This window comes from Tautonia marina (genome assembly GCF_009177065.1).
GTDB lineage: Bacteria > Planctomycetota > Planctomycetia > Isosphaerales > Isosphaeraceae > Tautonia > Tautonia marina.
This window is the reverse complement of sequence record NZ_WEZF01000003.1, coordinates 245,101-260,160: the sequence shown is the minus strand read 5'-3', so window position 1 is coordinate 260,160 and position 15,060 is coordinate 245,101. Positions and strand designations below refer to the sequence as shown.

Here is a 15,060-nt window from a genome sequence, read left to right as displayed (position 1 = left end):
CATCCGGGCCGGGGAGCGAGACACCAGAACCCCATCGGGATTCGACAGTGCTCGCCCCCGCTCAAGACCGTCACGGATTACTGACCATCCGTTGCGTGGAGCAATTCGTTGACGGAATGAATGATCCGTTCCTCAACATCTTCGGCCCAAGGGCCGGGCTGACCGTAGTAGATCATCGCTCCCGCTCCTTCGTAGCCTCCTTCTTGCAGGACCCGAAGCGAGGGGATGTAGGCCATCACGTCGTTGCAGTAGGCTGAGACGAAGGTGTCGGGGCCAAGGTTGCGCTTGATCCTCAGAGCGTAATCAACGACTACCTCTCCCCCCAGGAAGAACCAGGTCAGATCACCGAGTTTCCAGACCTGAACCGGATAGGGGTAGGTTTCGGGAAGCGACTCCCCGCGGTCGAGCCGTTCCAGGAACATTCGCGCTCGGTTGGCAAGGGCAAATTGATCGGCGTTCGCTTCGGCTTCCCACTGCGACCGCTTTGGAATCGGCGCGAATTGCAGGTCGATCTCCTCGTAGGCCGATCGCAACGAACCAAGGACCGGGCGCAGTGGTCCTTTGACCGTGCGGCGGACCGCTTCGGCAAGCTGCTTCCCGTAGTTTTCGGCCAGCTCCACGGTTCGGCGAGGCAAGGGGTTCTGGTCGGCCCCGCAACCGGCCACAAACAGGGCCACGGCATCGGGATAGGAACGCTCTAGCTCGATCATCGCGTAGCCGGCGTAGTCGCCGGAGTAGTAATTTTCCGAGAGGGTCGTGCAGTGGCAGGCATAGGAGAAGACCACCCCCTTGACTGTGCCGTCGGCATCCTTGATGCACAGCACGGGCACGTCATGGTCGACAGGCCCCTTCAGCGCCATCTCGGCGCGGAGTTCACCGGCCTTGCTCTGATCATTCTCCCGACGGTTGACCGCAAAGCCCGCTTCACCCTGGCCCCAGGAAAGTCGCGTTTCGGTCAGATTCTTGATCGCTTCTCCGCAGAGTTCCACGATCATCTTGCCGAGCAATTCGGTGTAGGAATCGACCCGATGTTTCTGTTCTTCATCGAGCGGGTACATGGTAATCAGGTTCGTGCCCACGACCGGCCCGGTATGGGTGTGCGAGCAGGCCAGGACGATCCGGTCGATCGGGATCGCGTAGCGATCGGCAATGGTCTGCCGCACGCCGAGTGAGAACTCGCGGTCAATCCCGCAAAGGTCCAGGGTCACCATCAGTGCCCTGGTTCCATCAGAATCTTCCAGGGCCATGGCCTTGGCCCAGATGTCATGCAAGACCCCCTCGGACGGGCTACTCCTTGAGCCGTAACCGGCCATCCACATCGGTTGTTCGGGGGTGATGGCGACCTTGGCCAGACCGGCCTTCCAGGCGTTTTTTTCGGAGGCCGTTGCGGTGGAGAGGAGTGCCGACCCGATGAAGGCGACTCCGAGAAGCCATCGAAAAACACGTGCCATCCTGATTCTCCGAGGTGTCGCGTCAAGCTGCTGCGGAACATTCGAAACCGAGCATCGTCACGCTCGTGGGGATCGCGGCGTGTCGGTGCCCGTGCGGTCAAGTACGGTCTTGATCATGGAGAGAACCGGCCGGACTGTCAACGCGCCGCACGACGTACTGAGCATCCCGAGGCTCGATCAATTCGGGGCTCAAGGCAACGAAAACGCGGGGCTGGGGTTCCGGAGCGCTCCGGAACCCCAGCCCCGCGTTGACGTGTCGCTTGAGAAAACCCTCAGGCGCACCAGTTCCGCCGTTCCTCATTGCGAATATGGTTAATGCCGATTCGGGTTTCTCGGATGAAGTCGAGAACTTCCTGGACCTCGGGAATCGAACCCAGGCGAGATTCGACCCGTTCCAGGGCTTCCCCCTGATTCCGGCCTTCCTGAAACAAGGTTCGGAATGCTTCCCCCAGGGCATCGATCACCGAGGGCGGCGTCCCGATCCGCTGCAAGCCTTGCAAGTTCAACGAGGTGATGCAGTTGTATCCTTCCTGAACCACGAACGGAGGCACATCCTTCGTGCTGCCGCCGAGTCCAGAGAATCGAACGAGCCGACCGATCCGGACCCGCTGCTGAATGACGACATGGCTGGCCAGATCGCAGCAGTCGCCAATCTGAACATGACCGGCGAGCAAGACATCCGATTCGAGCAGGCACGAATCCCCCATGATCACATCGTGACCGAGGTGCGCGCCTCGCCTGAGGATGTTCCCGTTGCCAATGGCCGTCAGGCCACCACCCTCGACGGTCCCTCGGTGAATTGTGACGTAATCGTGGAACGAGTTGCCGTCGCCGATGATCAGGCGAGTCGGTTCTCCCCGATACGTTCGAGATTGAGGACCCTTGCCGAGAACGGCCTTGTAGCCAACATAATTCTCGCGGCCCATCTCAAGCGGGCCACTCAGGCACGCATAGCCCTCAATGACACATCCCGGCCCGATCCGCGCCGGACCTTCGATAATGACATAAGGGCCGATCCGGACGTCGGGAGCGATCTCCGCGTCGGGACCGATCACGGCCGTCGGGTGGATCAGTCCGGAGACTGCCAAGGTCATCGTGACTCGCCCTCCGCATGGGTCGCCCATCCTGGCGTTTCCGACCAGCAAGATTTAGGATCGACCCCAGGGGATCCGGAACTTGAAGGTCTTCACGCACAGGCTCCGCATCGCCGGGACGTGTCTCCACGGCTTGCGGTCCTGGTCGCGGCTGATCGCGTCCGATCCTTCGGCCCACTTCGGAACGACGATCACCGAACCGGGACGTTCCGGCCGGACCTTGGTCAGGGTCAGGCCGGGATTGGCTGGGCGGAGAAACCCTCGAATCAGGAGCGCAGGTCGCGAAGAAGTGATTTCGAATTCGAGCGGATCGACGCCACAGGTCCCTTGTCCCGTGTCGGCGGTCGTCGTAACTCGGCGGGGTGCGATCTTCGAGTTCTTGAGATAGTCGAGAAACGGCTGGACGTAAAGGCCAATCTTCCGGATCAGCCCCCGAGTCGCGGCCCCCGCCTTTTCGATTTTTCTGAGGACCGCTCTCGGAACCCGAAGAAGGAACCCAAGCCCTCCCCTGCTCCTGCCCGGTGTTCCATCACATCCCCGACGCCAGGTTGGTGATCACCGAGATGTATGCCATGACAAAGGCCACCACGATGAAAAAGACGATCCCGCCGATCCCGATCGTCAGAATTGGCTGCACCAGTTGACCAAGGTTCGAGACCATGCGCTCGGCCTGCTCCTCATAGTCGTCGGCCAGGTGTTCGAGCGCTTCGGGAAGCTTGCCCGTTTCCTCTCCCGAGGACAGGACCTGAATCACATCGACGTTGAACTGATGAGTCCGGTCGAGCACTTCGCTGAGCTCGGTCCCTGCCATCACCTCAGCGCGAGCCCGATCGACGGACCGACGGATCGGGGCCGCATGCAAGACCTCGCTCGTCAGGCGAAGCGAGGTGTCATAATCCACCCCCGCTTCCAGCAACGTGGAGAGTGTTCGGGCGAATCGCGTGGTGTCAAGCGTACGCATCAACGACCCAAGCACCGGCAGTCGAAGGGCAAGCCGGTCCATCAGTTCCTTGCCGGTCGACGTTCGGTAGGCTCGGATCGCTCCGAACACAACGGCCACGGCGAGGACCGGCACCAGCCACCAACCAACCCCTTGCATGAAGTTGCTCAGGGCAACCAGGGCTCGGGTCGGAGCGGGGAGATCGACCCGCCCCCGAGTCATGTCCTGAAGAATCTCGACAAATTGAGGCAGGACAAAGACCGTCAACAGCCACCCGACCCCCGCGGCGATCAGGATGACCGAAACCGGGTAAATCATCGCCGAGCGGGCCTTGCGGAACAGCCGGACCCGGTTCTCATAGTTTCTGGAAAGCTGTTTGAGGACCTCGGGCATCCCTCCCCGAGCTTCAGCAACCTGCATCATACTCCGCATCATGCGATCAAACGTTCGCGGCTCCCGGTTCATCGCTTCGGAGACGGAATCGCCCCGGCGGATCGAGGTCTGAAGCCGGGCGATCACCGGTCCCAGCGCCGTGGCTCGAAATTGCTTCTCCAGGGCACCGAGCGCGCGAAGCAGATCGACCCCCGCATCGAGATATCCCGCGAGCTGCCGGCAGAAGGTTGCCAGGTCGGTCGATCGGACTGAGCCGAACACGATCCGTTCCATCCAGGACGCTCGACCCGAGGGGGCAGCCCTGCGCGATCGAGGCATCTCAGACGCATCAATCGGGTTCCGCTCATCCTCGGGGATTCGACTTCGTCTTGGGGACGATCCAGGTGTGGGACCAGGAGTAGGACGAAAGGTGCTTTGCGTATCGTCCACGTCCGACGAAGGAAGCGGCTGAGGACCTCGGCGGGTCCTCCGGGGTGGCCTCGGGATGCCGTCGTCGGGGGTGGTCATGCGAACTCCTGTCGTGCCAGGCCAGGGAGACTTGAAGCGATTGCCTCGCGCGTTCCTCGTCACTCTCGATTATCGACCTTGTCCGGGAGCCTTGGCAACTCAGCGGTTTTCCTCCCCGAAACCGGAGAAGACGAATCCGCGTGGGCTTCTGTCGATCGACAACCGTGTGATTGGGTCCCCTCTTGACAGTCGATCGGTCGATCGGCCAACGTCATCCCGATTGAGGTCGATCGTCGTTTGTGAGCCCTGGAGCCGATCGCGGATGACTGAGCCGAAGCCCATTTCTCCCGTCGTCCGAGAGGCAGCACGATTCCGAACATTGCCCCTGTATTTCTGGGTGGTCCTGGCGGTGCTGCTGGCGATCCCGACCGGATTGTTGCTCGGGGTCGATGCCAGCTGGTCTGAGCAAATCCCAGGGCCGGTTCGAGTGCTCCTCAGCGCCTTTGCCACGGGGCTTGACCTGGCTCCTCAGTTGATCATCCGGGCACTGAGCGCGATGGCTGCGCCGTTGGTTGTTCTGGCAATCCTCACGGCAATCGTCACCAACGACATCCGAGGTCTTCAAGGGGCCCGGATGATGGGCTACTACGTTTTCAATACGACCGTGGCCATGATCGTTGGTCTGGCAATCGCCATGCTCGTGCGTCCCGGCGAGGGAGCCTTGCTCGACGCAGGTCAGACGGTGGAGCCGGGAGACGCCCGGCTGATCGACACCCTGATCGACCGCCCTGCCCCTCGGGAGCCGGCTCCTCGAAAGTCGGTCGCACAGATTGTCCTCGAAATGGTCCCCCGGAGCATCGGCGAAGCCTTTGCCACGAACAACCTGGCGCAACTCGTCCTGGTGACGCTCGCCGTGGGCATCGCCCTGGCGAAGCTCCGCGACCAGCAGCGACGCAGCGGTTTGCAAAACCACCAGGCGGTGATTGATCTGGTGACGGTCGGATTCGAGGTCCTGATGACGATCCTGCTTTGGGTCGTCGCGCTCGTTCCGGTGGCGGTCTTCGGGGTCGTGGCGATCAGTATCGCCCGAGAGGGATTCGGCCTGTTCATGAGGCTCGGGTGGTTTGTCGGGGTGGTACTCGCCGGTCTGGCGGTGCAAATGGTCTGGTATCTCGTGGAACTCGGCGTGCTGGCTCGGTTCGGTCCGCTTCGCCTGTTGCGCGGATCGGCCGATGTGATTGCCATGACCTTCAGCACCGCGAGCACGGCCGCGACCATTCCCATCACGCTCCGATCCTTGATCGACCGCCTTGGCATTTCTCGGGCATCGAGCCAGCTGGCCGCCTGTGTCGGAACGAACTTCAACAACGACGGCACCGCGTTGTATCAGGCTGTCGCTGCCCTGTTCTTTGCCCAGGCCGTCGGAGCGGAACTGGCCCCCGCGGATCTGCTCGTCGTAATGATGACCACGCTTCTGGCCAGCATCGGCGCGGGGGGAATCCCGTCGGGTAGCTTCGTCACGATGCCCCTGATCCTGGCCGCCATCCGGGTGCCGGTGGATGCCTTGCCGATCTTGCTCACGATCGACTGGTTCCTCGACCGTTGCCGGACCACGGTCAACGTGCTCGGCGACATGACCGTGGCCATCCTCATCGACCGCCATGAACCGACCGACTCATCCTCCACGTCTGCCGAACTGGAGCCTCCCGACCTGCTCGACCCCCTGCCCCCGGCGTCACCATCCTGATCGAGCGAGCAGGCTCCGGTAGAGCCTCTCATAGCGATCCACCACGATCGGCAGGGCAAATTCCGATTCGACCCTTCGCAGGGCCTCCTGACCGAGGGACCTCGCGAATTCAGGGTCATCGAGGAGCCGGAGGATTGCCTCTGCCCATCCCCGAGGATCGTTCAAGGGAACCAGAAGTCCCGAGGGGCCGTCCTCCAGCAAATCCACATTCCCACCGATCTTCGAGGCGATGCAGGGTAACCCCGTTGCCATGGCTTCCAGCAACGAGTTACTCATTCCTTCGGCCACGCTCGGCAAGACGAACACGTCGGCCGCGCGAAGGTACGCGGCGGGATCACTGACCGGTCCTACAAAATGGACCCGATCGGCCAGCCCCAGCTCCTCGGCTCGGGCTGAGAGGCGGTCGTGGTCTGGTCCTCCACCCAGGAAGATCAAATGGCCCTCAGCTCGTTTCGATGCGACCTCAGCCCAGGCATCGACCAACAAATCCAGGTTTTTCTGAGGGTGAAGCCTACCGGTGAACAGCACCCGGGGCCTCGGAGGCAAGGCCGCTTCGACCTCACTCGGACCCGGATGAAACTGGGACGAATCGACCCCACTGGCCATTCGAACCATCCGATCCGCCGGAACCCCAAGCGCTCGCCATTGCGTTTCGATATCGAGCGAGATCGCCGCAAACGCCGAGTTCCGCAGAATCAAGCGCTTGAGCACCGGGAATCCGCGCGTCCGCGACAATTCCTCCGCCTCGCCGAAGTACCCCGAGCTGGCCGGCTGAACGAGGGTTGGCTGATCGATCGCTGATCGAGCGACCCCACTGGCGACTGCTTCCCAGAGCGCCTGGTGCGTGTGCACCAGATCGTACTCATCTCGAAGTTTTCGCAGGGCGCGAACTGCCCCTGAGACAAAGCTCAGGCCAAACAGCGGGCCGATCGGGACTGAGTCGATCCAGCGATGCACTGTCACGCCCTGAACCAGTTCATCCCGAGGGAGATCCGATCCGCGAACCGACTGGGTGACCACCCGAACCGAATGGCCTCGGCGCGCGAGCTCAGTTCCCTGCGCCAACGCCTGACGCTCCGCGCCACTGGCGAAGGGATGAAAGTAGGCGAGCAGATAACAGATGCGGAGCGGCGTTTCGTTCATCTTCATTCAGCGATGAAACGCAAAAGACGGCACTGGCCCAGACCAGCGCCGTCCTTGAGTCGTCGTGCCACCACGCCGGTCCCTTCGCATCGGCCGGCGAACAGAGAGCCCTCAATCAGTAGTCAAGCACCAGCTTCGAATAATCACGACCCGTGCGGTCGTAAATCCGGCCGCTCATGATCGTAATGAGCGGGTAGGTCCGGGTCGGGGCCTCCCCGTTGGTTCCCGAGACGACAATCGACCAGTCGCCATCGGGAAGGAACTCCGCGAGCTGGAACTCACCGCGATCGTTGGTCACGGCCTGACGCTCGGCGAAGGTCGCAATCGTATTGGAGAACCTCACGACCGCTCCCGCAACTGGTCGTCCGGTTGCTTCATCGCGGACACGACCTTGAACCATTCGGGTCGCCGCGGCGAGGGTCGATCCCGGCACTCCGCCCGAGAAGGCGGGGCGTCGCGATTCTCGAAGCTCCTCGAAGGGCAGCGAGGGCAAGGGGCCAATTCCCTCGATCGAACCGTCATCACTCGGAGCCGGCAAATCGGGAGGGCTGAGCGGTTCCGGCTCGATGGAACGATCCGGCTCACTCGGGGTCGGCTCGGGTTGAGGCACGGGCTCGGGGCGAGGATCGATGGCCTGGTTTTCCAGAGCCGGCGCGCGCCCAACGCCCGGCGGATTGCCTTGCTGACGGTTTCGCTCGATCGACAATCCCGGTTCCGACTGCCCTTGAGGCGCAGAGGTCGCCGCTGAGGCCGAGGGACGATCCACATAGATCGGAGCCGCCGATTCGATGATCGGGGCATCGTAAACCACGCTCGACGGGTAGACGACACTCGACGGGTAGACGACGCTCGACGGCGTCAGAAACCGAGTCGTCGACAGCACCGAGGACGGAAGGTACGACGTCGCAACCACATCGCTCGTGTAGTAGCGCGTGGGTCGCAGGATCGAACTCCCCACGAGATAACTGGTCGGCAAAACGGTCGTCGACGCGGATCGGTAGATCGTCGGTGCCAGTGTGTAGCGTGCAGGGCGATACACCACCGAGGAGGTCGGAACCAGGTACGACGTCGACACAATCGATGTCGTCGGGATCACATACGACGAAACCGTCGGAACCACCGAGACGGTTTCGATCGGGGTGATGTAGGTGGTTTCTCTCGGACCGAACAGCCCGAGTCCATTGGCCTGGGCCGTCGTCGGCCCAAGGCTCACCACCAGGGCCATCAGCCCCACGAACGTGAGTGGGCGGAGGAACCGGGTCATGGGAGTCATCTCCAGGAAAATCAGTCCGGCGACCGGGTTCGGCGCACGCAACGCGCCGGGGACGCCTGATCAACCGATCCTATACTTAATACCATACCACTCCGATCGACCACGACAAGCGGTACGATACGACGCAAGCGTCTTTGACGGGGTGATCTTGGGAGAAAGACCAACGAACAAATTGCGTGCCGAGTGTTCCTTTGAGAAACTGCGAGCGGCTGTGTTCACCGAAGCGCGCGAGGAGGAACCCTCATGTCCCAGTCCCGCACGGCGTCTGATGTCCTCGATCGCGATTTTCTTGAGATTCGCTCCAAGATCCTCGATCTTGCCGCGTCCCTCGACCGCCTCGACCGCGCGTCGAACCGTGATCGGATCGAAAATGACCCTCGCCTGGCCCAGTGCCGCACCGCGATTGAAACCCTTCTTCAGTCAGAGGCGAATCGGGCCGAGGCGGTTCAGCTCCTCTTTTCCGACCCCTACCAGACCGACTGGCGGCAACACTTACCCGTCGCTCCCCGAATGAAGTAAGGCCCCTCGGCCTGTTGCAAATCACTTCCAGGAAAACGCAATCCTCCCGTGCGGTCGCAAGACGCCTCACCCTCCCGCAAGCGCCGATCAACCCCTCGGCCAGACCGTTTTGAAGAATCGGGATTGTATTTCAGGCCCGAATTGAACAAGAATCAAACAAGATTGCCATGTCCGACCGGGCTGGTGCATGCCGAGGCTATCGTTGGCCATTGGACATAGTGCTCCCTCACCGGTCGTGTCTCGATGGGGACGCCGCATGACCCTCCTCCGCCCGATGCTTGCCCTGGTGCTTCTTCTGTCGCTCAGGCCGGTGATGGCGATGGAGGAGCCTTCCGAGCGATTGACGTTCGAGCACGACATCCGCCCCATCTTGAAGGCCTACTGCCTCGACTGTCACGGCGGGGAGGAGGAGCTCAAGGGGGGACTCGATCTTCGCCTCAAACGCTTCGCGGAAGCCGGTGGCCGAAGTGGAACGGCGCTCTTTCCAGGCTTTCCCGATGAAAGCCTCCTGCTCATCCGCATGCAAGACGCGGAGATGCCCCCGGGAGAGGTCAAGGTTCCTCCCGAGTCAATCGCCCTGATCGAGCAGTGGATTGCCGCCGGTGCCCCGACCGATCGCGAGGAACCCGAATCGATTCCTCCCGGAATCGGCATCACCGCCGAGGAACGCTCGTACTGGGCCTTCCAGCCCATACGGCGGCACGAGCCACCTGCCTTCGGTCCCGAGGATCGCGTCCGAACTCCGATCGATGCCTTTGTTCTCAGCCGGCTTCAAGCCCTGGGAGACGCCTTCGCGTTCGCTCCCGACTCCGATCGCCTCACCTTGATCCGCCGGGCCAGTGCCGATTTAACCGGCCTCCCTCCGACCTCGGAGCAAATCGACTTCTATCTGAATGATTCTGAGCCCGGCGCATACGATCGCATGATCGACCGCTTGCTCGACAGCCCTTCCTACGGCGAGCGATGGGCACGCCACTGGCTCGACGTGGCCGGTTATGCCGATTCCGATGGCAATGGCTCTCAGGATACCCCCCGAGCCTTTGCGTACAAATATCGCGATTATGTCATTCGAGCCTTCAACGCCGATAAACCACTCGACCAGTTCATCATCGAACAACTGGCCGGTGATGAACTCGTCCCCAAGCCCTGGGCGAACCTGACCACCGATCAGCAAGAGACCCTCGCGGCCACGGGATTCCTAAGAACCGTTGCCGACCCCACCTCAACCGGCGGGGGCGACCTGGCCCTCGACGCGAATCAGGTCGTGGCCGACACGCTCAAGGTCGTCGGTTCCTCGATGCTCGGTCTGACGGTCGGGTGCGCCCAGTGTCACGACCACCGTTACGACCCCATCCCCCAGGCCGACTACTTCCGCCTCCGAGCCGTCTTCGAGCCCGCCCTCAACCCTCAGCAGTGGCGCCGTCCCTCGCAGCGTCTGGTTTCGCTCTTCACCGAGGAGGAGCGAACGCGTTCTCAGGTAATCGAGGCAGAGGCCCAGAAACTCCAGGCCGCGGTCGACGCGAAAACCCAAGCCTTCATCGCGGCAGCGTTCGACGTGGAATTGCAAAAGTTCCCCGAGGACCGCCGTGCCGCCCTTCGCGACGCCTTCGAAACGCCCGCCGATCAACGAAGCGAGGACCAGAAGGCGCTGCTCGCCGCCAATCCCAGCCTCAACATCACGGCCGGGAACCTTTACCAGTACAATCCGAAAGCGGCCGATGAACTGAAGGCCGATCGCGAACAGATTGCCGCCAAACGCTCCGAGAAACCGGTCGAGGATTTCATCGCCGTTCTCGACGAGATTCCTGACGTTCGGCCCGAAACCCGTCTGTTCCATCGAGGCGACCACCGACAGCCGCTCGATCCGGTCTCTCCCGGCGACCTGACTGTCCTCGCTCCCGAGGGGGAACGCTTCGAGATCCCCGACAACGACCCGACCGTGCCCAGTTCCGGCCGTCGGCTCGCCTACGCCCGTCATCTGGTCAGTGGAAAGCATCCCCTGGTCGGTCGCGTCCTGGCCAACCGGATCTGGATGCACCACTTTGGCCGTGGACTGGTCGAGACTCCCGGAGACTTCGGGTTCCTCGGTCAGTTGCCGTCGCATCCTGAGTTGCTCGACTGGCTGGCAACCGAGTTGGTGCGACAGGGCTGGAGTCTCAAGGCGATGCACCGCTTGATCATGACGTCAACGGTCTATCGTCAGTCTTCCCGGCACAACCCGGAACTCGACCTGGTCGACTCCTCCAACATCTACTACGGCCGTTCTCCGGTGCGTCGCCTCGACGCGGAAATCCTTCGAGATCGCATCCTGGCCGCCAGTGGCCGGCTCGACCTCACCCCGTTCGGACCCTCAATTCCTGCCGTCGAGGGCACCTTTGGCGAGGCGATTCCCGAGGGGAACTCGACGCGCCGCAGCATCTATGTGGAAGTGCGGCGATCCCGGCCGATCTCGTTCCTGACGGCCTTCGATGCGCCGCTGATGGATGTCAACTGCGAGCGTCGGACGCTCAGCACCTCGGCCCCCCAGGCGCTGATGCTCATGAATAGCCCGTTCGTGGTCAGTGAGGCCGAGGCAATGGCCGATCGACTCATCGCCGAGACTCCCGCTGACTTTGCGACCGACCAGGTCGAAGCCGCCTCCTGGAACGATTCCGACACCTTCCGAGGAGAGCAGGGAGCCACAATGGCTCAGATGATCGCCTATGCCTGGTCGCTCGCCTATCAGCGATCCATCTCGCCCGAGGAACTTGACCTCGCGCGAGAGTTTGTCACGGCCCAGCGGGCTGTGATCGGTCCGGAACAGGTAGAGTCGGGGCCGGAGCGGGCAGTGCTCGCCAACCTTTGCCACCAACTTCTCAGTTCAAACGAGTTTCTCTATGTGGACTGATTCCGATCGATGGGGTCGGCGAGCCTTCCTGGCGAACACCGGGTTCGGAGTGGGGGCCTTCGCCCTTGCTTCCTTGCTCAAGCAGGACGGCGTTCTGGCCGAGTCTCCCCAGAAGCCGAACGAGAACCTGCCGCTCAACCTGGCGGCTCGGCCTCCGATGTTCGCTCCCAAGGCGAACGCGATGATCTCGCTGTTCATGCACGGTGGACCGTCTCACGTCGACCTGCTTGACCCGAAGCCCGAGCTTTCCCGACTCCACGGGAAGGAATACGACGGCGATGTGGCCTTCAGCTTCGTCAATCGCGCCAGCAAGACCCTCCTCGGCTCTCCCTGGAAATTTCGGAAGCACGGCGAGTGCGGGACCGAAGTTTCCGAACTGCTTCCCGAGATCGCCGGAGTCGTCGACGACCTCTGTGTGATCCGGTCCATGCACACTGGTCACAATGGGCACGAGGTTTCGATCCGCTATTTCCACGGTGGCATTGCCGGAATCACCGGACGCCCCACCCTCGGAAGCTGGATCGTTTACGGACTCGGCAGCGAGTCGCAGGAATTACCCGCCTACATGGTCCTCTCCGATCCCGGTGGCCAGCCGGTCGACGGCTCGCATAACTGGTCGAGCGGATTCATGCCCCCGTTGTACCAGGGGACCGTCCTGCGTCCTCAGGAGCCTCGAATCCTCAACCTCGATCCTCCGTCTCACCTCCGGGGAACCGTTCAGGAGAACAATCTCTCCTTCCTCGATCAGCTCAACCGGCGCCATCTGGAACAACACCCCGGAGAGGACGACCTCGAATCCCGGATCCGCAGCTACGAACTCGCCGCCTCCATGCAGGTCGCGGCCAAGGAAGCGCTCGACGTCTCCGATGAGCCGGAGTCCATCAAGCGCCTCTACGGGCTCGACCACGATGACACCCGCGAATACGGTACGCGATGTCTGATTGCCCGCCGCCTGGTCGAACGAGGCGTCCGATTCGTTCAGCTTTTCCTCGGCGGCCAGCCCTGGGACAACCACAACTCGATCAAATCGACCTTGCCGGGCATCTGCCGACGGACCGACCGACCCGCGGCCGCCCTGATCAAGGACCTCAAGCAACGCGGTTTGCTAGAGACCACCCTGGTTCACTGGGGAGGTGAGATCGGACGGCTTCCCGTCACCGAAGGGGAGCTCAACGACTCGGCCGGCCGCGACCACAACGGCCAGGGATTCTCCATCTGGATGGCCGGTGGTGGGATCAAAGGGGGCATGACCTTTGGCGCGACCGACGAGGTGGGCCACCGTGCCGTCGAGAATGTCGTCACGCCGAACGACTTCCAGGCCACGGTCATGAACCTGCTCGGAATCGACCACGAGCATCTGATCTATCGTGCCAACGGTCGCGAGCACCGGATCACCGACGGCCGACCCTCCCAGGTCGTCGAGGGGATCCTGCAATCCCCTCCCCACCACGCCGGCTGACCGGATGATTACTGGAGCATGCCTCGGCCGAGCAACGGCCAGCATGCTTCAACGACTCCGCTTCGGTGAGCAAGAATCCGGTCGTGCAGCACGAAGGTGAAGTCGCTGTAGCCCGGAATGACCCGAACGCGATCCCCAATCCGCAGCGACTCCCCCGAGGCCACCTCAACCGTGGCGTGCTCCGCCGAGAGCCCCAGGACCTGACACCCCGGATGATCGGCAAGGACCGGCGGTGTCTGGAAATCGCTGATCGACTTCCGCCCAATGTCGAGGATCGCCCGATCCGGTTCCGGACGGCTCACGACCGTTGCCAGGACCGCAATCGCGGGCTGATGCCCCGCGACCCGGCAAATTTCCGTGTAGTAACGGCAGGCGAAGACTCCTCCACCCGCCTGAAGTTCGGTGATCCCTGGGATGTCTGCGGTGAACTGGTAGGAACCCGAACCACCCGCCGAGACAATCCGACAGGGAAGGCCAGCATTCTCCACCGCTGATTTCGCCGCGAGAAGCCGCCCGATTGCCTCATCAATTGCCTGTCGCTTGGCGTCGGGATCGGGAATGAACAGCGTATGTCCTTCATATCCCATCAGCCCATCGAATCGCAGGCCGGGCGTTTCTGAGACCCGACGAGCCAACTCCACGGCCGCTTCCGCCGACCGAACCCCACACCGACGCATTCCCAGATCCACATCGACCAGAATCCCCACCTCGACCCCTGCCCTGACCGCGGCCGACCCCATCGGCTCCAGTTGATCGGGATGATCCACCGTGGCCTTGACGTCACTCCGACGTTGCAAAGCTGCCAGCCGAGCGACCTTCGACGGTCCCACCACCATGTGAGCGATCAGGATGTCTTCGATCCCGGCCGAAGCCATCACTTCCGCTTCGGAGACCTTGGCTACCGTCACACCAATCGCGCCGGCTCTTCGCAGTTCATGGGCAATCGCAGGGCTTTTGAAAGCCTTGGCATGCGGTCGCCACTGAACCTTCCGGGCGCCCAGGTGATTGGCCATGGTCTGGACGTTCGCCTCGAACGCAACAAGATCCAGAAGCAGTGCCGGGGTGTCCAGTTCTTCAAGCGTCAGACCAATGGAACTCAAGAGCATCGAGCGAATCCCTCGTGAGAAGTTCAGGCAGTGTCTCGTCTTGGCTCATCGAATCGGGGAAACGCCCGAATTCACGTTGCGGTTCAACAAATTCACTCCGGGCTGGGTTGGAACCCCTGCCCGGAGTCTGCTCTGTCCTCATCTCGCCGGTCCGACCACAGGGCGAATCCAGGAGAGGAATTCCCTCGCATCAAGATACCCGGTCTGATTCGCCACAATGCGACCGTCTGCCGTGATCGCGGCCAGCGTCGGCACTGCCTGAAGGCCGAGCGCTTCGACCAATGATTCGTGCGCGGGATCGTTCGCGTCGATCTTCAGCGGAACGGTTTGACCATTGAGCATTTCCACGACTCTCGGATCCCGGAACGTCGTGCGTTCCAGTTGTTTGCACCAGCCACATCCTCGGGATGAGACGGAGACAAGGATCGGCTTCCCTGTTTGCACCGACGAATTCCGAGCCGTGGCGTAACTGTGATTCCAGGCAATCCCGTTCGCAACCGCTGCCATCGGCACCAGCGCAACCATGGCCAGGACCATGATCCCAGAGCGTCGTGATCGTTGCGTCAACGTCATACTCGTCGATCCCCTTCGTTCATCGATG

11 protein-coding genes are annotated in these 15,060 nt (G+C 62.1%); 4 read left to right on the top strand and 7 right to left on the bottom strand.

The features are described 5' to 3' along the window. Positions 1-77 precede the first annotated feature (77 nt). From GA615_RS05590 to GA615_RS05580, 3 genes are all read right to left on the bottom strand, one after another. Positions 78-1,451 carry a neutral/alkaline non-lysosomal ceramidase N-terminal domain-containing protein gene (locus GA615_RS05590; RefSeq protein ID WP_152050282.1) on the bottom strand — a complete coding sequence of 458 codons (1,374 nt, stop codon included), beginning with the start codon at positions 1,449-1,451 and terminating at the stop codon, positions 78-80. 272 nt (positions 1,452-1,723) lie between these two features. Next, positions 1,724-2,545: an acyl-ACP--UDP-N-acetylglucosamine O-acyltransferase gene (lpxA, locus tag GA615_RS05585; protein WP_152050281.1), complete on the bottom strand. Its 822-nt coding sequence runs from the start codon at positions 2,543-2,545 to the stop codon at positions 1,724-1,726. 529 nt (positions 2,546-3,074) lie between these two features. Next, on the bottom strand, positions 3,075-4,151 hold the full coding sequence (locus GA615_RS05580) for a type II secretion system F family protein (protein ID WP_161602193.1): 1,077 nt from the start codon (positions 4,149-4,151) through the stop codon (positions 3,075-3,077). Positions 4,152-4,647: 496 nt separating this feature from the next. On the opposite strand from GA615_RS05580, the gene GA615_RS05575 reads away from it, so the two are divergent. Then, positions 4,648-6,072 (top strand): dicarboxylate/amino acid:cation symporter, encoded by a 1,425-nt coding sequence (locus GA615_RS05575; protein WP_152050279.1) that lies wholly within the window; start codon positions 4,648-4,650, stop codon positions 6,070-6,072. On the opposite strand, the gene GA615_RS05570 is transcribed toward GA615_RS05575, so the two are convergent. Then, a complete protein-coding gene (locus tag GA615_RS05570; RefSeq protein WP_152050278.1) occupies positions 6,061-7,215 on the bottom strand; it encodes a glycosyltransferase family 4 protein in 1,155 nt (384 codons plus the stop codon). The two genes, GA615_RS05575 and GA615_RS05570, sit on opposite strands and share 12 nt — an antisense overlap. Before the next feature lie 115 nt (positions 7,216-7,330). Then, complete coding sequence (locus tag GA615_RS05565) at positions 7,331-8,479, bottom strand: carboxypeptidase-like regulatory domain-containing protein (protein WP_161602192.1); 1,149 nt, start codon at positions 8,477-8,479, stop codon at positions 7,331-7,333. Positions 8,480-8,731: 252 nt separating this feature from the next. Between GA615_RS05565 and GA615_RS05560 the strand changes: the two genes are divergently transcribed. The 3 genes from GA615_RS05560 to GA615_RS05550 all read left to right on the top strand — a co-directional run bounded on the left by GA615_RS05560 (position 8,732) and on the right by GA615_RS05550 (position 13,353). Beyond that, a complete protein-coding gene (locus GA615_RS05560) occupies positions 8,732-9,007 on the top strand; it encodes a hypothetical protein (RefSeq protein WP_152050276.1) in 276 nt (91 codons plus the stop codon). Between the two features lie 256 nt (positions 9,008-9,263). After that, the gene (locus tag GA615_RS05555; RefSeq protein ID WP_152050275.1) at positions 9,264-11,894 is read left to right on the top strand and encodes a PSD1 and planctomycete cytochrome C domain-containing protein; all 2,631 of its coding nucleotides are present in this window, start codon (positions 9,264-9,266) and stop codon (positions 11,892-11,894) included. Continuing rightward, positions 11,884-13,353 carry a DUF1501 domain-containing protein gene (locus GA615_RS05550; RefSeq protein WP_152050274.1) on the top strand — a complete coding sequence of 490 codons (1,470 nt, stop codon included), beginning with the start codon at positions 11,884-11,886 and terminating at the stop codon, positions 13,351-13,353. The genes GA615_RS05555 and GA615_RS05550 overlap by 11 nt, the downstream gene beginning before the upstream one ends. A gap of 8 nt (positions 13,354-13,361) precedes the next feature. On the opposite strand, the gene GA615_RS05545 is transcribed toward GA615_RS05550, so the two are convergent. Next, positions 13,362-14,459, bottom strand: a complete 1,098-nt coding sequence (locus tag GA615_RS05545) for a DSD1 family PLP-dependent enzyme (protein ID WP_152050273.1) — start codon at positions 14,457-14,459, stop codon at positions 13,362-13,364. Positions 14,460-14,597: 138 nt separating this feature from the next. Next, positions 14,598-15,032, bottom strand: a complete 435-nt coding sequence (locus GA615_RS05540) for a thioredoxin family protein (RefSeq protein WP_152050272.1) — start codon at positions 15,030-15,032, stop codon at positions 14,598-14,600. Positions 15,033-15,060 lie beyond the last annotated feature (28 nt).

Bases quoted from the DNA above. Each gene is read 5' to 3' on its own strand.
- GA615_RS05575 (WP_152050279.1), top strand. From the start codon at position 4,648: ATGACTGAGCCGAAGCCCATTTCTCCCGTCGTCCGAGAGGCAGCACGA.
- GA615_RS05580 (WP_161602193.1), bottom strand. From the start codon at position 4,151: ATGGAACGGATCGTGTTCGGCTCAGTCCGATCGACCGACCTGGCAACC.
- GA615_RS05545 (WP_152050273.1), bottom strand. From the start codon at position 14,459: ATGCTCTTGAGTTCCATTGGTCTGACGCTTGAAGAACTGGACACCCCG.
- GA615_RS05570 (WP_152050278.1), bottom strand. From the start codon at position 7,215: ATGAACGAAACGCCGCTCCGCATCTGTTATCTGCTCGCCTACTTTCAT.
- GA615_RS05550 (WP_152050274.1), top strand. From the start codon at position 11,884: ATGTGGACTGATTCCGATCGATGGGGTCGGCGAGCCTTCCTGGCGAAC.
- GA615_RS05540 (WP_152050272.1), bottom strand. From the start codon at position 15,032: ATGACGTTGACGCAACGATCACGACGCTCTGGGATCATGGTCCTGGCC.
- GA615_RS05560 (WP_152050276.1), top strand. From the start codon at position 8,732: ATGTCCCAGTCCCGCACGGCGTCTGATGTCCTCGATCGCGATTTTCTT.
- lpxA (WP_152050281.1), bottom strand. From the start codon at position 2,545: ATGACCTTGGCAGTCTCCGGACTGATCCACCCGACGGCCGTGATCGGT.
- GA615_RS05590 (WP_152050282.1), bottom strand. From the start codon at position 1,451: ATGGCACGTGTTTTTCGATGGCTTCTCGGAGTCGCCTTCATCGGGTCG.
- GA615_RS05555 (WP_152050275.1), top strand. From the start codon at position 9,264: ATGACCCTCCTCCGCCCGATGCTTGCCCTGGTGCTTCTTCTGTCGCTC.
- GA615_RS05565 (WP_161602192.1), bottom strand. From the start codon at position 8,479: ATGACCCGGTTCCTCCGCCCACTCACGTTCGTGGGGCTGATGGCCCTG.